19 protein-coding genes are annotated in these 19,744 nt (G+C 74.1%); 13 read left to right on the top strand and 6 right to left on the bottom strand.

Annotated features, from left to right (window positions below; genetic code table 11):
- Nucleotides 1–31: 31 nt before the first annotated feature.
- Nucleotides 32–2,251 (top strand): NADP-dependent isocitrate dehydrogenase, encoded by a 2,220-nt coding sequence (locus EUS26_RS13520; protein ID WP_130014345.1) that lies wholly within the window; start codon nucleotides 32–34, stop codon nucleotides 2,249–2,251.
- The gene (locus tag EUS26_RS13515; protein ID WP_130014344.1) at nucleotides 2,244–3,491 is read left to right on the top strand and encodes an MFS transporter; all 1,248 of its coding nucleotides are present in this window, start codon (nucleotides 2,244–2,246) and stop codon (nucleotides 3,489–3,491) included. Before EUS26_RS13520 ends, EUS26_RS13515 begins: the two co-directional genes overlap by 8 nt.
- 27 nt (nucleotides 3,492–3,518) lie before the next feature.
- Here the strand turns inward: EUS26_RS13515 and EUS26_RS13510 are convergent, their stop codons facing one another.
- Nucleotides 3,519–4,028: a mycothiol transferase gene (locus EUS26_RS13510; protein WP_130014343.1), complete on the bottom strand. Its 510-nt coding sequence runs from the start codon at nucleotides 4,026–4,028 to the stop codon at nucleotides 3,519–3,521.
- A 120-nt stretch (nucleotides 4,029–4,148) separates the two neighbouring features.
- Between EUS26_RS13510 and EUS26_RS13505 the strand changes: the two genes are divergently transcribed.
- The 4 genes from EUS26_RS13505 to EUS26_RS13490 all read left to right on the top strand — a co-directional run bounded on the left by EUS26_RS13505 (nucleotide 4,149) and on the right by EUS26_RS13490 (nucleotide 8,832).
- Nucleotides 4,149–5,348 carry a glycosyltransferase gene (locus tag EUS26_RS13505; protein ID WP_130014342.1) on the top strand — a complete coding sequence of 400 codons (1,200 nt, stop codon included), beginning with the start codon at nucleotides 4,149–4,151 and terminating at the stop codon, nucleotides 5,346–5,348.
- Nucleotides 5,345–6,058 (top strand): TVP38/TMEM64 family protein, encoded by a 714-nt coding sequence (locus EUS26_RS13500; protein WP_238148988.1) that lies wholly within the window; start codon nucleotides 5,345–5,347, stop codon nucleotides 6,056–6,058. The genes EUS26_RS13505 and EUS26_RS13500 overlap by 4 nt, the downstream gene beginning before the upstream one ends.
- 10 nt (nucleotides 6,059–6,068) lie before the next feature.
- Nucleotides 6,069–7,157, top strand: coding sequence for a glycosyltransferase family 4 protein (locus tag EUS26_RS13495; protein ID WP_130014341.1), 1,089 nt, complete (start codon nucleotides 6,069–6,071; stop codon nucleotides 7,155–7,157).
- A 100-nt stretch (nucleotides 7,158–7,257) separates the two neighbouring features.
- A complete protein-coding gene (locus tag EUS26_RS13490; protein WP_238148987.1) occupies nucleotides 7,258–8,832 on the top strand; it encodes an inorganic phosphate transporter in 1,575 nt (524 codons plus the stop codon).
- A 64-nt stretch (nucleotides 8,833–8,896) separates the two neighbouring features.
- Here EUS26_RS13490 and EUS26_RS13485 read toward each other — a convergent pair whose 3' ends face one another.
- On the bottom strand, nucleotides 8,897–9,664 hold the full coding sequence (locus tag EUS26_RS13485) for a sugar nucleotide-binding protein (RefSeq protein ID WP_130014340.1): 768 nt from the start codon (nucleotides 9,662–9,664) through the stop codon (nucleotides 8,897–8,899).
- 57 nt (nucleotides 9,665–9,721) lie between these two features.
- Between EUS26_RS13485 and EUS26_RS13480 the strand changes: the two genes are divergently transcribed.
- The 4 genes from EUS26_RS13480 to EUS26_RS13465 all read left to right on the top strand — a co-directional run bounded on the left by EUS26_RS13480 (nucleotide 9,722) and on the right by EUS26_RS13465 (nucleotide 13,860).
- On the top strand, nucleotides 9,722–10,555 hold the full coding sequence (locus tag EUS26_RS13480; protein WP_130014339.1) for a DUF72 domain-containing protein: 834 nt from the start codon (nucleotides 9,722–9,724) through the stop codon (nucleotides 10,553–10,555).
- A gap of 32 nt (nucleotides 10,556–10,587) precedes the next feature.
- A complete protein-coding gene (locus tag EUS26_RS13475; protein ID WP_130014338.1) occupies nucleotides 10,588–10,992 on the top strand; it encodes a secondary thiamine-phosphate synthase enzyme YjbQ in 405 nt (134 codons plus the stop codon).
- Between the two features lie 94 nt (nucleotides 10,993–11,086).
- A complete protein-coding gene (locus tag EUS26_RS13470; RefSeq protein ID WP_130014337.1) occupies nucleotides 11,087–12,433 on the top strand; it encodes an MFS transporter in 1,347 nt (448 codons plus the stop codon).
- A complete protein-coding gene (locus tag EUS26_RS13465; protein ID WP_130014336.1) occupies nucleotides 12,430–13,860 on the top strand; it encodes a pyridoxal phosphate-dependent decarboxylase family protein in 1,431 nt (476 codons plus the stop codon). Before EUS26_RS13470 ends, EUS26_RS13465 begins: the two co-directional genes overlap by 4 nt.
- Here the strand turns inward: EUS26_RS13465 and EUS26_RS13460 are convergent.
- Nucleotides 13,857–15,341: an MFS transporter gene (locus EUS26_RS13460; RefSeq protein WP_238148986.1), complete on the bottom strand. Its 1,485-nt coding sequence runs from the start codon at nucleotides 15,339–15,341 to the stop codon at nucleotides 13,857–13,859. The genes EUS26_RS13465 and EUS26_RS13460 overlap by 4 nt on opposite strands.
- A gap of 153 nt (nucleotides 15,342–15,494) precedes the next feature.
- On the opposite strand from EUS26_RS13460, the gene EUS26_RS13455 reads away from it, so the two are divergent.
- The gene (locus EUS26_RS13455) at nucleotides 15,495–15,884 is read left to right on the top strand and encodes a hypothetical protein (RefSeq protein WP_130014335.1); all 390 of its coding nucleotides are present in this window, start codon (nucleotides 15,495–15,497) and stop codon (nucleotides 15,882–15,884) included.
- Nucleotides 15,885–15,984: 100 nt separating this feature from the next.
- Nucleotides 15,985–16,710, top strand: coding sequence for an Ltp family lipoprotein (locus tag EUS26_RS13450; RefSeq protein WP_130014334.1), 726 nt, complete (start codon nucleotides 15,985–15,987; stop codon nucleotides 16,708–16,710).
- 5 nt (nucleotides 16,711–16,715) lie between these two features.
- Here the strand turns inward: EUS26_RS13450 and EUS26_RS13445 are convergent, their stop codons facing one another.
- Entirely contained in the window at nucleotides 16,716–17,000 is a 285-nt protein-coding gene (locus tag EUS26_RS13445; protein WP_130014333.1) for a helix-turn-helix domain-containing protein, read from the bottom strand.
- A gap of 32 nt (nucleotides 17,001–17,032) precedes the next feature.
- Here EUS26_RS13445 and map point away from each other — a divergent pair, with 32 nt between their 5' ends.
- Nucleotides 17,033–17,827, top strand: coding sequence for a type I methionyl aminopeptidase (gene map, locus EUS26_RS13440; protein ID WP_130014332.1), 795 nt, complete (start codon nucleotides 17,033–17,035; stop codon nucleotides 17,825–17,827).
- Here the strand turns inward: map and EUS26_RS13435 are convergent.
- A complete protein-coding gene (locus tag EUS26_RS13435; protein WP_130014331.1) occupies nucleotides 17,787–18,011 on the bottom strand; it encodes a hypothetical protein in 225 nt (74 codons plus the stop codon). The two genes, map and EUS26_RS13435, sit on opposite strands and share 41 nt — an antisense overlap.
- Nucleotides 18,012–18,143: 132 nt before the next feature.
- A complete protein-coding gene (locus EUS26_RS13430; RefSeq protein ID WP_202865152.1) occupies nucleotides 18,144–19,571 on the bottom strand; it encodes an FAD-binding oxidoreductase in 1,428 nt (475 codons plus the stop codon).
- Nucleotides 19,572–19,744: the final 173 nt, after the last annotated feature.

The following is a 19,744-nucleotide window of genomic DNA, read 5'->3' as shown; positions in this document are numbered from 1 at the left end:
CACGCCCCGACGCCACCGACCAGGGAGAGGCATGTCCACGATCATCTACACCCGCACCGACGAGGCTCCGCTGCTGGCGACCTACTCGCTCAAGCCGATCATCGAGGCCTTCGCCGGCGCGGCGGGGATCGACGTGGAGACCCGCGACATCTCCCTGGCCGGGCGCATCCTGGCGCAGTTCGCCGACCGCCTCGACGCCGACCAGCAGGTGGGTGACGCGCTCGCCGAGCTCGGCGAGCTGGCGACGACGCCGGACGCCAACATCATCAAGCTGCCCAACATCTCCGCCTCCGTGCCGCAGCTCAAGGCGGCGATCGCCGAGCTGCAGGAGCAGGGCTACGACCTCCCGGACTACCCGGAGAGCCCGGACAGCGACGAAGAGCGCGACGCCCGCGCCCGCTACGACAAGGTCAAGGGGTCGGCGGTCAACCCGGTCCTGCGCGAGGGCAACTCCGACCGACGCGCCCCCGAGGCGGTCAAGAGCTATGCGCGCGCCTACCCCCACTCGATGGGTGAGTGGGACGCCGACTCCCGCACCCGGGTCGCCACGATGGACGCCGGCGACTTCCGGCACAACGAGGACTCGGTCGTCGTCCAGAGCGACGACACCCTGACCATCCGCCACGTCGCCGCCGACGGCACCACCACCGTGCTCAAGGAGTCGGTCCCGGTGCTGGCCGGGGAGGTCGTGGACGCCACCTTCATGTCGGCGCGCGCCCTCGAGGACTTCCTCGCGGCGACGGTCGAGGAGGCGGCGCAGGACGACGTGCTGTGGTCGCTGCACCTCAAGGCGACCATGATGAAGGTCTCGGACCCCATCGTCTTCGGGCACGCCGTCACGGTCTTCTTCGCCGACGTCTTCGAGCGGTATGGCCAGCAGCTCGCCGCCGCGGGCCTGTCGCCCAACGACGGGCTGGGCGGGATCCTCTCCGGGCTCGACGCCCTCGGTGAGCAGGCTCCCGAGGTCCGGACCGCCGTGGAGGAGCGCCTGGCGCAGCTCCCGCGGTTGTCGATGGTCAACTCCCGCAAGGGCATCACCAACCTGCACGTGCCGAGCGACGTCATCATCGACGCCTCCATGCCGGCGATGATCCGCAACGGCGGCCAGCTGTGGGGGCCCTCGGACGAGACCGCCGACACGCTCGCCGTCATCCCGGACTCCTCCTACGCCGGCGTCTACCAGGCGGTCATCGAGGACTGCAAGGCCAACGGCGCCTTCGACCCCACGACCATGGGCTCGGTGCCGAACGTCGGGCTCATGGCCAAGAAGGCCGAGGAGTACGGCTCGCACGACAAGACCTTCGAGGTCGCCGCGGACGGCGCCGTCGAGGTCGTCACCGCCGGGGGCGACGTGCTCCTGCGCCACGAGGTCGCGGCCGGCGACATCTGGCGCGCCTGCCAGACCAAGGACGAGCCGATCCGCGACTGGGTCCGTCTCGCCGTCACCCGGGCCCGGGCGACCGGCGACCCCGCGGTCTTCTGGCTGGACGAGGAGCGCGCGCACGACCGCAACCTCATCGCCAAGGTGGAGGCCTACCTCGCGGAGGAGGACACCGACGGGCTGGACCTGCGGATCCTCTCCCCGGTCGAGGCCACCCGCCTGTCGGTGGAGCGCCTCCGCGAGGGCGAGAACACCATCTCGGTCACCGGCAACGTGCTGCGCGACTACAACACCGACCTCTTCCCCATCCTCGAGGTCGGCACCAGCGCCAAGATGCTCTCGGTGGTGCCGCTGATGAACGGCGGCGGGCTCTTCGAGACCGGCGCCGGCGGATCGGCCCCCAAGCACGTCCAGCAGCTCGCGGAGGAGAACTACCTGCGCTGGGACAGCGTGGGCGAGTTCCTGGCGCTGGCCGAGTCGCTGCGCCACCTGGCCGACCGGGACGGCAACGACCGGGCCCGGGTGCTGGGCGACTCCTTGGACGCCGCGACCGGACGTGTGCTCACCGAGGGCCGCTCGCCGGCCCGCCGGCTGGGCCAGATCGACAACCGGGGCAGCCACTTCTACCTCGCGCTCTACTGGGCGCAGGCGCTGGCCGAGCAGAGCGAGGACGCCGCGCTCGCCGAGCGGTTCGCCCCGGTCGCGGCCGAGCTGACCGAGAAGGAGCAGCAGATCGCCGACGAGCTCGTGGCCGTGCAGGGCAGCCCGGTCGACCTGGGCGGCTACTACCACCCGGACGACGCCAAGGCCTTCGCCGCCATGCGCCCGTCGTCGACCTTCAACGCCGTGATCGACGCCCTGCGTGACTGAGGGGCGGCGCCCCGGCGCCGACACCCGCGCCGGGGGGCGCGCCGCTCCCCTGGGGCTGCTCACCCTGCTGGCGGTGGCCCTGGTCTCGATCAACCTGCGCCCCGGCGCCACCTCCATCGGGGCCGTCCTGGCCGAGCTGGAGACGGGCGTCGGCGTCAGCCCCGCGGTCGCCGGTGTGCTCACCGCGCTGCCGGGGCTGTGCTTCGGCGTCCTGGGTGCCACCGCGGTGCCGCTGTCGCGGCGGTGGGGGCTCACCGGCACCATCTGCCTCGGCCTGGCGCTCGTCGTGCTGGGGCTGGGGCTGCGGGTCCTCACCGGCTCGACCGTGCCCTTCGTGGTGCTGTCCGCCGCCGCCCTCGGCGGCATGGCGGTCGGCAACGTGCTGGTGCCGGCCTGGATCAAGCGGCAGCCCGGGGCGGGCGTGCGCCTCATGACGATCTACAGCACCGGGCTGACCGTCGGCGGGGCCTCCGGGGCGGCGCTCTCGGCCCCCGTCACGGCCACGGGGGCGGGGTGGCGCGGGGCGCTGGGGCTGTGGGCGGGCGTCGCCGCCACCGCCCTCGTCGCGTGGCTGCTCGTCGCCCGCCGCGAGCGCGGGACGGTCCTTCCGGGCGGCTCGGGCCTGCCCACCGGGCAGCTGGTCCGCTCCCCCACCGCCGTGGCGCTCACCGTGCTCTTCGGCATGCAGTCGATGAACGCCTACGTGCAGTTCGGGTGGCTCCCGCAGATCTACCGCGACGCGGGGCTCTCGGCCACGTCCGCCGGGCTGCTCACCGGGTCGCTGACCGCGACCGGCATCGTGGGCGGGCTGCTCATGCCGACGGTCATCCACCGCTCCCGCACCCTCACCCCCTGGATGGTGGGCTTCGGGGTCCTCGCCGTCCTCGGCTACACTGGTCTGCTCCTCGCGCCGGCCGCCCTGCCCTGGCTGTGGGTCGCGGTGCTGGGACTGTCGGGCTGGGCCTTCCCGACCGTCATCGCCCTGCTCACCGCCCGCAGCCGCCGACCTGAGGTCACCGCCGGGCTGTCCGGCTTCGTGCAGCCGATCGGCTACCTGTTCGCGGCGGCCGGCCCCTTCCTCGTGGGCCTCATCCACTCCTGGACGGGCGACTGGCAGCTGGTCCTCGTGCTGCTCGCCCTCAGCGGCGTGCCGCTGGCCGTCGCCGGGGTGCGGGCCGCCCGTCCCGTCTTCGTCGACGACGAGCTGGGCCCACCCACCCTCGAGGATGCCCCCGTCTGAGCTCCGCGGCACCCCCGCGGGCCGGCGTCACCGGCGCTGGGCCAGGCCCTTGACGTACTCCGCCTGCCCCAGGTGCTTGAGCGCGTCCTCGAGCACCGAGCACACCCGCACCCCGACGGTCACCGGGGGATCGTAGGAGTCGTCCAGCACCCGCTCCAGCCCCTGCGCGTCCAGCCCCTCGACCAGCCGGCGGGTGAGCTCGTGGACGGCGCCGGCATACCCCACGAGCAGCTGCGGGTCGCCCAGCTCGAACCGGCCGACCTCCGCGGCGTCCTGCCCGTAGCCCATGGCGTCCGGGGCGTAGGGCAGGTCGAGGCGTTCGCGCCAGCCCTGGTCCCAGGCCTGCCCCAGACCCGCGAGCTGCGCGAGCTGGGCGTCCTGCTGGCGGAGCAGGTGCCAGACGAGCCAGCCCACGGGGTTCGCCGCGTCGTCGGGCCGCCACCGCAGCTGGTCCGGCGACAGTCCGTCGAGGACGGCACCGACCCCCTCCTGCACCCGGGAGAAGCCGTCGACGAGCAGGTCCTGGAAGGCGTCCATGGCTGCCACGCTAACGCGGCACCGACCACGTCGCCCCCGGGCGGGCCGTGGGGTAGCCCCCCGCCACCGTGGTGGCCCGCCCCCTGGTGGCCTCGGCCCGCGGGCGGCCACGCTGGCGGTATGCCCGTGCACCCCTTGCTCACGCCGCGGTCGCAGCCCGGCCGACGCCGGGTCCTGCTGCTCACCGACTCCTACCGCCCCACGGTGAACGGGGTGGTCAGCTCGGTCGACGAGCTGCGCCGAGGGCTGCTGGAGGCCGGGCACGAGGTGCGCGTGCTGACCGTCGGGCCCACCCGCCGCACCACCTTCGACGGCGGGGTCTACCGGCTGCCCTCCCTGGACGCCAGCCACATCTACCCGCACGCCCGGCTGGGTCGGCCGGTCGACGGCGACCTGCTGGCCGAGCTGGTCCGGTGGCGGCCCGCGGTCCTGCACTCGCACACCGAGTTCGTCGCCTTCTGGTGGGCCCGGCGCCTCGCCCACCGCCTCTCGGTCCCCCACGTGCACACCTACCACACGCTGTACGCCGACTACACCCACTACTTCTGCCCGCACGAGCGGCTGGGACGGGCCCTGTGCGCCTCCTTCGCGCGGCGCACCCTCGACCGGACCGACCTCGTCATCGCCCCCACCGAGAAGATCCGCCGGCTGCTGGAGGGGTATGCCGTCCGCCCGCCGATCGCCGTCGTCCCCACCGGTGTCGACCTGGCCCGGTTCGCGCCGGGCGCGCCGTCGCGCGAGCTCTCGGCGGCGCTGGGACTGGCCCCGGGCGTCCCGGTCGTCCTGAGCCTGGGGCGCCTGGCCGTCGAGAAGAACGTCACCGAGGTCCTCGACCTGCTCGCCGGGGTGGCGGGTCCGTGGCAGCTCGTCGTCGCCGGTGACGGGCCCCAGGCGGGCGCCCTGCGACGGCAGGTCGACCGGCTGGGGATGGGCTCCCGGGTGCGCTTCGTCGGGGCGGTCGACCCGTCCCGGGTCCCGGAGCTCTACCGGCTGGCGGACGTCTTCGTCTCCGCCTCGCGCACCGAGACCCAGGGGCTGACCTTCCTGGAGGCCCTGGCCAGCGGGGTGCCGGTGGTCTGCCGCGACGACGCCGCCCTCGACGGTGTCGTGGTCGCCGGCCGCAACGGCCAGCGCTGCACCACGCCGGAGGAGTTCACCCGGTCGCTGACCCGGCTGCTGCAGGAGCCGGACCTGCGGCGGCGGTGGGGTCGGCGGGCCGTCCGGACCGCCGCCGGCCTCGGCCGGCAGGCCTTCGCGAGCGCGGTGTGCGCTGCCTACGACCAGGCCGCGGGGCCGCAGCGCGCCGGGATGGCCGCGTGAGCACCGGGCTGCTCGTGACGCGGCACCCCGCCCCTGCCGCACCGGACGACGCGGCCACGACCACCGCGTCCACCGCCGGTCCGGAGGGTCCCGCACGGACTCCGGCCGGGTCCGCCCGGGCGCAAGCGTGGCTGCGCCGGGCCCGCCGGGCCGCGGTGGGCGGCTGGGTGGCGCTGGGCCTGGCCGTGGTCTGGGGGGTCCGGTCCGGGACGCTCACCTCCGTCACCGAGCTGCGCGAGCTGCTGGCCGGTCTGGGGGTCCTGGCCCCCGTGGTCTACACGCTGGCCGGGGCGGCGGAGGCGGTCTTCCCGGTCGTCCCGGGATCGGTGACGATCATCGCCGGGCCCGTCCTGTTCGGGCCGGTCGTCGGTCTGGTGGCGGCCTACTGCGCCACCTGCCTGGGCTCCGTCGCGGTCTTCGCCCTGTCCCGGCACGTCGGGCAGGACCTGCTGACCGCCCGCTTCCGCCCCGGCACCGTCCGGCGGTGGCTCGGCTGGCTGCAGCACCGCCGTTTCTCCCGGTGGTTCGCGCTGGGGATCGCCCTGCCGCTGGCCCCGGACGACCTGCTGTGCTGCCTGGCCGGCCTGTCCCGGATGCGCTGGCGCACCTTCGTCCTGCTCGTCCTGGCGCTCAAGCCGTGGGCGCTGGTCGCCTACACCTTCGGCGTCCTCGCCGTCCTGGACCGCTGGGTCCCCGGGCTGACCGGATGAGGGGTCAGCCATGAGCCGGACGGGGCCGCTCGTGGTCAACATGGCCAGCGAGAGCGACATCAGCGTGCAGGGCCACGGCGTGCACTCCGCCTACCTCGAGATGGCGCAGGCCCTCGAGCGGCGTGGCGACGTGGACGTGGTGAGGGGGGTCTACGGCCGGCGGGTGGACTGCGACGTCTACCACCTGCACACCCTGGGCTGGGCGGTGTGGCCCAAGCTCCTCGACCCGCGCACGCCGACGGTGGTGTCGGCGCACGTCGTCCCGGACTCGCTCGTGGGCTCCGTGCGGTGGGCGCGGGCGTGGCGTCCCCTCGCCCGGCGGTACATGCGGTGGTTCTACGGCCGGGCGGACCGGGTCCTGGCCGTCTCGGACGCGGTGGCGCGGACGCTGGTGGACGAGCTGGGGGTGCCGCCCGAGCGGGTCGAGACCGTGCCCAACACGGTCGACAGGAGGGTCTTCGCCACCGACGCGGCGGGGCGGGTGGCGGCGCGCCGGCACCGGGGGGTGGACCCTGGCACCTTCCTCGTGGTCGGGGTCGGCCAGGTGCAGCCGCGCAAGCGGGTCGACGTCGTCGTCCGGCTGGCGCGCGAGCTTCCCGAGGTCCGCTTCGTGTGGCTCGGCGGCATCCCGTTCGGCCGCCTCGGGGCCGAGCACGGTGCCATGCGCCGGCTGATGGAGACCGCGCCCGCGAACCTCACCTTCACCGGCGCCGTCCCGCGCGAGGAGGTGACGGCATACCTGCGGGCGGCCGACGCCTTCTGCCTGCCCGCCGAGCAGGAGAACCACCCGGTGTGCGTCCTGGAGGCCGCTGCCGCGGGTCTGCCGGTGGTCGTCCGCGACCTGCGGGAGTACGACGACACCTTCGGCGAGGACGTCGTGCGCTGCGGCGAGGAGGCCTTCGGGGCCACCATCAGCGCCCTGCGCACCGACCCGGAGAGGTATGCCGCGGCCCGCCGGGGCGCCGCGCGGATCGCCGCCCGCTTCGACAGCACCGCGGCGGCCGCGCACCTGGTCGAGGTCTACCGGCGGCTCGCCGGCGCGGGCGGGACGCAGCCGGTCGACCCGCGGGCGGAGGAGGGCCCGTCCGGCCCGGACTGAGCGCAGATTGCTCCTGCGCTACGAGGCGGTTACCGTCAGGTGTCTCGTGAGTGGCCTCAGGGCCTCCCGTCCCCGCGTCGCGGGTGAAAGGTATGGCCCGGTGAAGCTGACGGAGTATCGCCAGATCGAGTCCATCACCACCCGCGGTCCGGCACAGCTGCGCCGGCTCGCCCTGGCGGCCGTCTTCCTGGCCGGGGTCCTCATCTTCACCCGCGCCCAGTTCGGCCACCTCGACCACGCCTGGCTGCTCATCGCCGCCGCGCTCATCGGGGGCTACATGGCGATGAACATCGGCGCCAACGACGTGGCCAACAACGTCGGGCCCGCGGTCGGGTCCCGGGCGATGACCCTCGGGACGGCGATCGTCATCGCCGCCGTCTTCGAGGCCGCCGGCGCCATCATCGCGGGCGGCGACGTGGTCAGCACCGTCAAGAACGGCATCATCGACCCCGCCGACATCGGCGACCCGATGGTCTTCGTCTGGGTGATGATCGGGGCGCTCCTCGGCGCGGCGATCTGGCTCAACATCGCCACCTGGCTCGGCGCCCCCGTCTCGACCACCCACTCCATCGTCGGCGGCGTCATGGGCGCCGGCATCGCGGCCTCCGGCTTCGCCATCGTCAACTGGCCGGTCATGGGCGCGATCGTCGCCAGCTGGGTCATCTCGCCGGTCGCCGGCGGCCTGCTCGCCGCCGCCCTGCTCTACGTCCTGGAGCGCAAGGTGCTGTGGCAGGTCGACCCGGTCGAGGCCGCCACCCGCTACCTGCCCTACCTGCTCGGCCTCATGGCGGGCACGTTCACCACCTACCTGGCCCTCAAGGGCGTGCAGAACATCGTCGAGGTGAGCAGCCCGGTCGCCTTCGCCCTCGGTGTCGTCACGGGTGTCCTCACCTTCTTCCTCACCCGCCCGGGCATCGCCCGCCGCTCGCCCACGCTGCAGCACTCGAGGGAAGGCGTGAACGCGCTGTTCACCGTGCCCCTCGTGTGCGCGGCCGCGCTGCTGTCCTTCGCCCACGGCGCCAACGACGTCGCCAACGCGGTGGGGCCTCTGGCGGGGGTGGTCGAGGCCCTGACCAGCGGGGGGATCGGCGCGGACGGGGAGGCCGGCATCCCGCTGTGGGTGCTGGTCATCGGGGCCGTCGGCATCTCGCTGGGCCTGGCCCTCTACGGCCCGCGCCTCATCCGCACGGTCGGCTCCGAGATCACCCAGCTGGACCGCTCGCGGGCCTTCTGCGTCGCGCTCAGCGCCGCCATGACGGTCATCGTGGCCAGCCAGCTCGGGCTGCCCGTCAGCTCCACCCACGTGGCGCTCGGCGGCATCTTCGGGGTCGGGTTCCTCCGGGAGTACCTCGACCAGCGGATGGCCAAGGCCGTCGAGGACGTCCTCCACAGCCACCAGGGCGACGAGCACATCGCCGAGGTGGAGCGGATGCTCTACACCTTCGTCAACGCCGACGCGGAGACCAAGCGCGACATGCTGCGCCAGCTCAGCGACATGGGGCACGAGGCCGTCATCACGGCCGCCCAGCGGCGCAAGCTCAAGAAGGCGCTCAAGCGGCAGCAGGTCCGGCGCGAGCACCTCTTCCGCATCGTCTCGGCCTGGATCATCACGGTGCCGGCCTCGGCACTGCTCTCGGCCCTCTTCTACTTCGCCCTGCGCGGCATGATGCTCTGACCCACCCGGGTCGCGGGTCGGCACCGGCCGGGGCCGGGTGGCCCGCCGGCGCAGGACCGCAGGATCAGGACCGCGCGGACAGCGGGCGGATGAGGTCCTCGTCACCCACGAGGCGGGAGTCGTGCTCCAGCTCGTCGTGCTCCTCGACGGTCCAGGCGTGCCCGGTGACGCGGGCGACGTGCCGGACCACGTCCGGGAAGGTCCACGCGTCCGCGGCGTTGGCGTCCAGGTGGACGGTGCCCGAGCGCCCCGACCCCGCCAGGTCCACCAGCGCGACCGCCGTGTCCTCCATCCACGACGTGGCGGGTCGCCACCCCCGGCTGGCCCGGACGACGCCACCGGCGGAGTCGGCCTGGGCGGCGAGCTGGGCCACCATGTTGTTGCCCACCCCGTCGGGGTCGGCCTGCCAGCCGATGCGGGCGACGACCGCCTCCGGGTATGCCTCGCGCACCGCCTGCTCGCACCGCGCCTTGTAGCTGCCGTAGTCGTCCCGGGCGGTCGGGGTGTCCGCGGGACGGAACGGGCCGTCGGGGTCGCCGGGGGCGTCCCCGAAGACCGAGACCGAGCTGGTCACCACGAAGGGCAGCTCGTGGTCCCGGGCGTACGCCGCCAGCCGGCCGGCCCACGCCTCCGCCCCCATCCCGAGGTGGAAGATGCCGGCCGGCCGGACGTCGGCGAGGAAGGCCTCCCCCGCGGCCACGTCGTCGGGGGGCACGGCCGACCGGTCCCAGCCGACGACGTCGCCCCCCAGCTCGGACAGCCGGGCCGCCACCTTGGGCGCCACCGTCCCGCGCAGTCCCGTGAGCAGAAAGGTCCCGTCCATCCGTGCCATGGCTGCACGCTACCGGTGCGACCTGCGGGGCCCCGGCCGAGGGCATACCGTCGGACGATGGGCACGGTGCGCGTCGGGATCTCGGGCTGGAGGTACCGCCCGTGGCGCGGCGTCTTCTACCCGCCCGGCCTGGTGCAGCGGCGCGAGCTGGAGTACGCCGCGCAGCGCTTCGCCACCATCGAGCTCAACGGGTCGTTCTACTCCCTCCAGCGACCGGCGAGCTACCAGGAGTGGGCCGACCAGACGTCGCCGGACTTCGTCTTCGGCGTCAAGGGCAGCCGCTTCATCACGCACATGAAGCGGCTGCGCGACGTCGACACCGGGCTGGCCAACTTCCTCGCCTCCGGGGTGCTCGCCCTCGGCCCGAAGCTGGGTCCGCTGCTGTGGCAGCTGCCGGCCCGCCACCGCTACGACCGGGAGCAGCTGTCCGACTTCCTGTCCCGCCTCCCCCGGACCACGGGGGCGGCACTGGAGGTGGCGCGCGGCCACGACGACCGGGTGGCCGACCGCACGTGGCTCGAGATCGACGCGGACCGCCCGCTGGAGCACGTCCTGGAGGTGCGCCACCACGACTCCTTCGCCGGCAACGAGGAGTTCCTGGACCTCCTGCGCGAGCAGCAGGTCGGCGTGGTCGTCGCGGACAGCGCCGGCCTGTGGCCCTTCTACGACGCGGTGACGAGCCCGGTCGTCTACGTCCGCCTGCACGGAGACACCGAGCTCTACGTCAGCGGCTACTCCGACGAGGCGCTGGCGACCTGGGCCGGTCGCATCGAGCGCTGGCGCGAGCAGGCCGACGTCTACGTCTACTTCGACAACGACGTGAAGGTGCACGCACCCGAGGACGCCCGGCGGCTGGCCGAGCTGCTCGGGGTGGCCGTCTCCCCGCCCTGACAGCACCCGGGGCCATCGGCGATGCTGGAGTCATGCAGACGACGACGCTGGACCTGAGGACCGGGGGCGACGAGGTCGTCCACGACCTGACCCGCGACTGCGAGCGCTTCGTCGCCGGACTGGGCGACGGGCTGCTGCACGTGTTCGTCCCGCACGCCACGGCGGGCATCGCCATCATCGAGACCGGCGCCGGCTCGGACGACGACCTGCTCGCGGCCCTGGGCGACCTGCTGCCGGCCGACGACCGGTGGCGCCATGCCCACGGGAGCCGCGGCCACGGCCGCTCCCACGTCATGCCCGCGCTCGTCCCGCCCTACGCGTCCGTCCCGGTCGACGGCGGTCGGCTCGCGCTCGGGACGTGGCAGAGCATCTGCCTCGTCGACCTCAACGTCGACAACGCCGACCGGAGGGTCCGGCTGGACTTCCTCGCCGGCTGACGCCGGTCGGCACGAGGCCGCCAACGAGGCTGTCTCACGAGGCTGTCCCGCGCGTCGGACCCGGTCGCAGGGTCCGCTGGCTACGCTGCTCGGCATGCACCCTCGCCTGCCGCGCTCGGCCGTGGCGGGGTATGCCGCGGGCAGCGTGGGCACCGGCGGCTTCAGCACCCTCCCAGGCCTGGTGCTCGCCTACTACCTCACCGACACGCTCGCGGTGCCGGCCCTGCTGGCGACGGTCGTCGTCGTGCTGCCCAAGGTCTGGGACGTGCTCATCGACCCGCTGGTGGGTGCCGTCAGCGACCGGGACGCCGCCTCGCACGTCGGGCGTCGACGGCTCATGCTGGCCGGCGCGCTGACCCTGCCCGTGGGCTTCGTCGGGATGTTCGCCACCCCCGACGGCCTGGGCCCCGCGGCCGCCGGGCTGTGGGTGCTGGTGTTCTTCGTGCTCGCCACCACCTCCTTCTCCTGCTTCCAGGTGCCCTACATCGCGCTGCCCGCCGACCTCACCCAGGGCTACGACGAGCGCACCCGCGTCATGGCGTGGCGCATCGCGGTGCTGGCGCTGGCGATCCTGCTCGTCGGCGCGGGCGGCCCCGCCCTGCGGGACGCCGCCGGGGGCGGCCGGCCCGGCTACCTCGTCATGGCGCTCGGCATCGCGGCCCTGCTCCTGGCCGGGATGCTCGCCACCGTCGTCGCCACGCGCCCTCACCTGCGGCGCACCCCCTCCACGTCACCCGGTGCCGTCGCCGGCTACCGCGAGGGCCTCGTGGTCTGGCGCGAGGTGACGGCATACCGCGTGCTGCTGTCGGTCTTCGTGCTGCAGGCCCTGGCCACGGGCGTCATGCTCGCCGCGGCGCAGTACGTCGCGGCGTACACCCTGGGCGACGAGGGCGCGCTGACGCTGCTCTTCGCCGCGCTGGTGGCGCCCGCCCTGCTGGTCATGCCGCTGTGGGCGCGGTATGCCGCGTCCCGTGGCAAACCGGCCGGGCTCGGGCTGGCGTCGGCCATCTTCGCAGCAGCCTCCCTCGCGCTCGTGGGGCTGCTGTGGCTGCCCGGGTGGTGGGTCTACCCGGTGGTGGGCGTGGCCGGCGTCGCCTACGCCGGGATGCAGCTCTTCCCGCTGGCGATGCTGCCCGACGTCGTCACCGCGGCCGGACGCGCGCGCGGTGGCGCGATGAGCGGCCTGTGGACCGCCGGTGAGACCAGCGGCCTGGCCCTCGGCCCGGTCGTGCTGCTCCTCCTGCTCGGCGCCACCGGCTTCCGTTCCAGCACCGCCGGCGAGCAGCTGGCCCAGCCCGCCGCGGCCGGCGTCGCCATCGTCCTGGCGTTCTCCGTGGTCCCCGCCCTGCTGGTGGCCGCGAGCCTGCTCGTCCTCCGTCGCTACACCGACCCCGTCAGCGCGGGCGCGGTGCCCGACCCGATCCCAGGAGGTCCCCCATGAGCCCGAACGGCGAGCAGGTGCTGGCCCAGCTCGACGCCTACCGCGCCCACGACGCCCCCACCCACGGTGGCCGCGTCCTCAGCTACGTCTACGACAGCGGGCTGGCCGAGCTGGACGCCCTCGCCGGTGAGGCCGCCGCCCGGGTGCAGGCGGTCAACGGGCTCGACCCGACCACCTTCCCCTCGGTGGCCCTCATGCAGGCCGACCTCGTGACCTTCGCGCGCGAGGTGCTGCGGGGCGGACCCGCCACCAGCGGGGCGGTGACCTCCGGCGGCACCGAGAGCATCATGCTGGCCGTCCTCGCGGCGCGGGAGCGCTGGCGCGAGACCCACCCCGGCGACCCGCGCACCCCGCGGGTCGTGGCGCCGACGACCGCGCACGCCGCGTTCCACAAGGCCGCCCACTACCTGGGCCTCGACGTGGTGCCGGTGCCGGTCGACCCCGCCACCGGCACCCTGCCGGCGCACCGCCTCGCGCAGCACCTCGGCGAGGCGACCGCGCTGGCGGTCGCGAGCGCTCCGGCATACCCCCACGGCGTCCTCGACCCGGTGACCGGGATCGCGGCCGCCGCGGCCGAGCGGGGCATCCCGTGCCACGTCGACGCGTGCGTCGGCGGCTTCGTGCTCCCGTGGTGGGAGGGGGCGGAGCCGTGGGACCTCTCGGTGCCGGGCGTCACGAGCATCTCGGCGGACCTGCACAAGTTCGGCTACGCCCCCAAGGGGGCCTCGGTGCTGCTCGTCACCGACCCGGCGCTGGACCGGGCCCGCTACTACGCGCTGACCGACTGGCCCGGGTACCCCGTCGTCAACCCGACCGTGCTCGGCTCCCGCTCGGCCATGTCGCTCGCCGCCGCCTGGGCCGTGGTCACCCACCTCGGGACGCAGGGGTATGCCGATCTCACGGCCGGGGTGGCCCGCGCCACCGCCGAGGTCCGCGAGGTCGTCGACGGCATCGCGGGTCTGCGGGTGGTCGGCGAGCCGACCGGGCCCCTGCTGGCCGTCGGCACCGACCCCGGCGTGCCCGCGCACCAGCAGGTCGACCCGCACGCGTGGGCGCAGGCGGTGGCCGCCCGCGGTTTCGTGCTGCAGGGCCAGCCCGCGCTGACGCAGCAGGACGGCACGGCGCTGCCGCGCACCACCCACCTGACGCTGACCCCGGCCAGCCTGGGCGTGCTGCTCGAGCTGACCGAGGCGCTCGTCGCGGGGGCGGACGACGTGCGCGGGCGCGCGGCTCCCCGCACCGACGACGGAGCCGGAGCGGCCGAGGTGCCCGACCCGGTGGCGCTCGCGCGGGCCGCGCGGGAGGGCGGAGAGCTCGACCTGCCCGCCGTGCTGGCGTTGGTCGAGGCGCTGCCCCGCGAGCAGAGCGCGCGCCTGCTGGTGGACTTCCTGGCCGCGTTCACCGCCCCGCCGACCGGCCAGGGTTAGCCCGGGACGCCGCTCTCCTCCTCGTCGGACTCCTCGTCGGCGTCCTGCGCGGCGGCCCGGCGCCGGCCGTCCCAGAACGCCGCGGCCAGGGCCGCGAGGAGCAGCACGAGCGCCGCCCCGAGGGCGGCCCGGAGCCCGCCGGCCGCGTCGTCGCCGCCGCCGGCACCCATCTGGTAGGCCGTGACCAGCACCGCTGCGCCGATGGCCGACCCCACGCGCTGCCCGGTCTGCAGCGCTCCGCCGGCGGCGCCGCCCATCCGCTGCGGCACCCTGGCCAGCGTGAGGGTGAAGTTGGGCGAGACCACGGCGCCACCGCCGAGCCCCGCGAGCAGCAGCGGCGCGGCCAGCGCCAGCCACAGCCACCGGGTGTCCTGCGCCGGGCCGACGAGCACCCCGAGCAAGACGAGCCCGCTCATCATGACCAGGAGCGCCCTCACCACCAGCGGTCGACCCACCCGGGTCACGGCTCGCCCGGCCCACGGGGAGGAGATGGCCGAGCCGACCGCGAAGGGCGTCAGCAGCAGCCCCGTCACGAGGGTGGAGTAGCCCAGACCGTCCTGCAGGTAGATCGACAGGACGAGGAAGACCCCGGTGAAACCGGTGAAGTAGAGCGTGCCGACGACGATGCCGTTGGCATAGCCGGGGGTGCGCCGGAGCAGGCCGACGTCGAGCAGCGGCATCCCGCCGGTGCGGGACAGCCGCCGCTCCCAGGCCACGAAGGCCCAGGCGAAGACCGGGACGCCGACGAGCAGGCCCAGGGCCCAGGTGTCCCCCGACTCCAGGGCCACGACGGGCAGCAGCAGGGACATGACGGCGACCCCCAGCAGCAGGGCGCCGACCAGGTCCAGCCGCGGGTCCTGGTCCGAGCCGCGCAGGTCGGGGACGATGCGCGCGATGGCGACGAGGAGCACCAGGCCGATCGGGACGTTGACGAGGAAGACCCAGCGCCAGCCGCCGTCCTCCCCGGCGAGGGTGATGATGATGCCGCCGAGGACCGGCCCGATGCCCGACGCCACCGACACCACCAGGCCGAACAGGCCGAAGGCCCGGCCCCGCTCGGCCCCGGTGAAGAGGTCCTGGATGAGCCCGGTGTTCTGCGGCGCCAGCAGACCTGCCGACAGCCCCTGCACCAGGCGGGCGGCCACGAGCACCCCCGCGGTCGGCGCCAGCCCGCAGGCCGCGCTGGCCAGCACGAACCCGGCCAGCCCCACGAGCATGATGCGGCGCCGCCCCCACGCGTCCCCGAGCCGACCCCCGGTCACGAGCATGAGGCCGAAGGTGAGGGCATACCCGGACACGACCCACTGGATCGAGGCCGCCGAGGTGTCCAGGCCCTCGCGCATCGAGGGGATGGCGACGTTGACGATGGTCACGTCCAGCAGCGACATGAAGCCGACCGCCAGGGTCACCGCCAGGATGCGCCAGCGGGCGGGATCAGGGTCGGTGGTGGTCTCGGTGCGGGTGGCGCGGTCCGCCGTCACGTCGTGCTCGTCCAGGTCACCGCCTCATGCTAGGCGCCGCCACCGACACCCGCCTGTCGGCCCAGGCACCACGCCACCACGCTTCCCTCGGGCGGGGGAGCGAGCCTCGGCGCCGATATCCTGGGTGCCCCCACCGATCCGTGAAGGAGCACCATGCAGAACTCGTCCATGCCGCGCACCACCCTCCTCCTGGGGATCGTGCTCGTCGTCGTGGGGGTGGTCGGGTGGCTCGCCGCGGGCATGTCCAGCTGGACCGCCCTCATCCCGGCGATCCTCGGCGTCGTGCTCGCGGTCTGCGGCGTGCTGGGCCGCACCAACCCCAAGGTCTGGATCCACGCTGCGCTGGTGGTGGCGCTCCTGGGTGCCCTCGGCACCATCCGCAACGTCCTGGGCCTCGGCGACCTCGTGTCGGGGGACGCCGAGCGCCCGCTGGCCGTCGTCGCCGGGACGATCACCTTCGTGCTGCTCGTGATCTACCTCGTCCTCGGCGTCCGGTCCTTCATCGCCGTGCGCCGCGAGCGCCGCCGGCAGGTCACCGCCTGAGCTCTTCCAATCCACGACGGGAACGCCTGACCGGACACACCGCGACTGCTGACCTAGAGTTGCGCCACCACCGGGCGGGGCACATCTCGAGGAGTTCACGATGACGCGACCACACCGTCGTACCGCTGCGATCCTGGCCAGCGTGGCGCTGCTGAGCGGGTGCGCGGGAGCCTCAGAGGACACCGCCTCCTCCCCGTCCCCGACGCAGGACGAGAGCAGCACCGCGGCAGCCAGCCTGGCTGATGCGGAGCAACGGGCGGAGGAGGCCGAGCAGGCCCAGCAGGATGCGCAGGACCGCGCCGACGAGGCGGACCGACGGGCCGAGGACGCCGAGGCTCGTGCGGCGGAGGCCGAGGCTGAGCTCGGGGCCGCGGAGGCTCGGGCGGCGGACGCCGAGACCGAGCTCGAGGAGGCGCTGACGCGGGCCGAGGACGCCGAGGCCGAGGCGTTGGCCGTCGCGGAGGAGCAGGCCGAGCAGGTCGAGCAGGCCGCCGCGAACGAGGCCGCCGACACTCCGGCAGCGGACACGTCAGGCATGTCCAACGCGCAGCAGAACGCCGTCCGCTCCGCTCAGAGCTACCTAGAGTTCACCGCCTTCTCGCGCACCGGCCTCATCGAACAGCTGGAGTTCGAGGGTTACTCCACCGAGGACGCGACGGCAGCCGTGGACAGCCTGGACGTGGACTACAACGCACAGGCCGCCAAGTCCGCGCAGAGCTACCTGGACATGATGGGCTTCTCACGCAGCGGGCTCATCGACCAACTGGTGTTCGAGGGCTACACGCAGGACCAGGCGACGTACGGCGCGGACCAGGCCGGTCTCTGAACAGGTCACCGCCTGAGCCGCTCCCCGACCGGCTCGACGCCACCCTCCGCCGCGAGCACCTCGCCCCACAGCTCGTCGAGGGAGACACCCAGCACGCCGGTCAGGGACGCCACGACGGCGAAGGACGGCGTCGCGATACGACCGGTCTCGATCTTGCGCAGGGTCTCCGGAGACACCCCGGCCGCGTCGGCGACGTCGTAGATGGGCCTGTCGCCCCGGGCCTGCCGCAGCACGGACCCCAGACGTCGACCGCGCTCGCGGTCCTGGGCGGTGAGCGGAAGTCTGACCATGGCGGGACGATCATACCGGTATAGTTATCGACATGGTGGAGATCCTCAGCCCTGACCAGCTCGACCGGGCCCGCGTCACCGGTCGGCTCGTCGGCGAGATCCTGCGCAGCATGCGCGAGCGGGCGCGGGTCGGGACCAACCTGCTGGAGATCGACCGGTGGACCGAGGAGATGATCCGCGACGCCCGGGCGGAGTCGTGCTACGTCGACTACGCACCCTCCTTCGGCCGCGGTCCCTTCGGCCACTACATCTGCACCTCGGTGAACGACGGCGTCCTGCACGGGCTGCCGCACGACTACGCCCTGACCGACGGCGACCTCCTCAGCCTCGACCTCGCCGTCCGCCTGGACGGGGTGGCTGCGGACGCGGCGGTGAGCTTCGTGGTGGGGCAGGCGCGCCACCCCGGGGACGAGCGGATGATCGAGACGACCGAGCGCGCGCTGGCCGCGGCCGTCGCCGCGGCCACGGTGGGGGCCCGTACCGGCGACATCTCCCACGCCATCGGCTCCGTGCTGACCGACGCCGGGTATGCCGTCAACCTCGAGTTCGGGGGGCACGGCATCGGCACGACCATGCACCAGGACCCGCACGTCGCCAACGACGGCCGCCCCGGGCGTGGCTACCGGCTCCGGCCGGGCATGCTCCTGGCCCTCGAGCCCTGGGTGATGGCCGACACCGACCGCCTCGTCACCGACCCGGACGGCTGGACCCTGCGCAGCGCGACCGGCTGCCGGACCGCGCACAGCGAGCACACCGTGGCCATCACCGACGACGGCCCCCAGATCCTCACCTCGACCCGCGACGGGAACGCACCGGCCCGTCGCTGAGGCGAGAAGCGTCCCGGCCCGGCGGTGCCGCCGGTCGGACGAGCCAGGCCACCGGCAGCAGGAACCAGTGCCGCTGCAGGCACAGGACCTTGGCGTGCTCGACCGGACCGTCGGTGCTCTCGAGCACGTCGCGCCACTGCACCTCGGCGACCGCCCCGCACTCCGGGCAGCTGGTCATGTCCATGGTCGAGCCCTCCTCGGACGCCGCCGTCGGCGAGCGGTCGTCCTGACCATCGGAGGCGAGCTCGAGGCAGGAGATACGTGGGGGCCCGGTCCGCGTGTCAGCGGACCGGGCACCGTTCGACCCCGCATGTGGTCACAGCGACGCGTGCTCAGCCTCCTCCGCCAGGGGCACGTGGTGGTTGGCGGAGAAGACGTCGTGCGGATCGACCGTCCGGCGGATCTCCCTCAGCCGGCTCCACCGCTCGGCCGAGAAGGCGCGCGAGGCATCGGTGGGGTTCTCCTGGAGGTTGAGCAGCTCGCTCCCGGTGCTGAACGGGCGCAGCGCGTCGGTGAGCCGCACGGCGTCCGCGTGCCCTCGGACGCCGAGCTCGGGGGTCGCGGCGATCGTGACGCCGAACGCCGCGAACGCGCCGTCGAGCCGATCCAGCGCCCCGGCCCCCTCGGCGGGGCGGCCCAGGGCCCCACCGAGCTGACGCAGCTCGACGCTCAGCAGCGAGGTGGCCGCGTCCGGCCCGGCCTGGTCGAGGAAGGCGTCCACGGCCGCGTCCGGCAGCCCGGCGAGCATGGTCGAGTCCGAGACCGCCGGTGCGCCACCCTCGGGGTCCATGTGCAGCCGCTTCAGCGCAGAGGTCGGCACGTGCGCGAAGGTGTCCATCAGCGGCTTCTTGGCCCGCAGCCCGGCGAGCACCTCCTCAGGTCGGTCGGACCCGTCGAGCACGGCGCCGTCGATGATGGCGATCTGTCGTCCGCGGATGAAGTCCGGGAGCTCGGGCAGGGGCGGGAAGCGCATGGCCCGGAAGGAGGTGGTCACCTCCTCGGGCGCGGTCGGCGCCCAGGACGCCCACTCACGCAGGACCGGCTCGATGTCGGTGAGCTCCCACAGCATGAACCCCGCGTAGACCGAGGTGACCGGGTACATCGTGAACTCCAGCGCGGTGACGACCCCGAAGTTCCCACCGCCACCCCGCACCGCCCAGAAGAGCGCGGCGTTCTCCACCGCGGACGCGCGGACGAGCGAGCCGTCGCCGGTGACCAGCTCCACGGCCGTCACGCTGTTGGCCGCCATCCCCAGCTTGCGGGCATACCAGCCGATCCCACCGCCGAGGCTGTAGCCCGCCACCCCGACGTCCGGGGACGAGCCGTGGAGGACCGCCGCTCCGTGGTCTGCCGCCACGTCCACGGCCGGCTCCCACAGCGCTCCCCCCTCGGCCCGGACGATCCCGCGGACCGGATCCGCGACCACCGAGCTCATCCTGGAGGTCCGCAGCAGGACGGTGTTCTCCAGACCACGCGCGGCCAGGGGCCCCGGGTTGTGGCCCGTCGACTGCGGGGCGACCTTCAGCCCGCACTCGGCAGCGATGCGGACGACCTCTCGGACCTCCGCAGGGTCGCGGGGCGTCACCACGGCTGCGGGCCGCTGGTCGACGGCGACGTTCCAGGGCAGGCGGGCGGCGTCGTAGCCGATGTCGCCGGGCAGATAGCTCCCGCCGGGTATGCGGTCGCGCAGCGGCTCGGCAGGGCTGACGGTGGCGTCGATGGTCACGGTGGTGCTCCGTTTCACGAGGTGGCGCATCCACACGTGGTCAGGACGGTGGACGTCCTCGACCACGTGGAGGCCGGTGGCGGGCAGCTCCGGGCAGCGGAGCCGGGGCGCCGGCATGCCCGACGTCCGGTCCCAGGGTGGGCCCGGCTCCTTGCATCCACCTTGTATCGGACTTGAGGGCCGCCAGGGGG

The organism is Serinicoccus sediminis (assembly GCF_004153545.1).
Lineage (GTDB): Bacteria > Actinomycetota > Actinomycetes > Actinomycetales > Dermatophilaceae > Ornithinicoccus > Ornithinicoccus sediminis_A.
The sequence above is the reverse complement of the archived record's forward strand: the minus strand, read 5'-3'. Positions and strand labels throughout refer to the sequence as shown.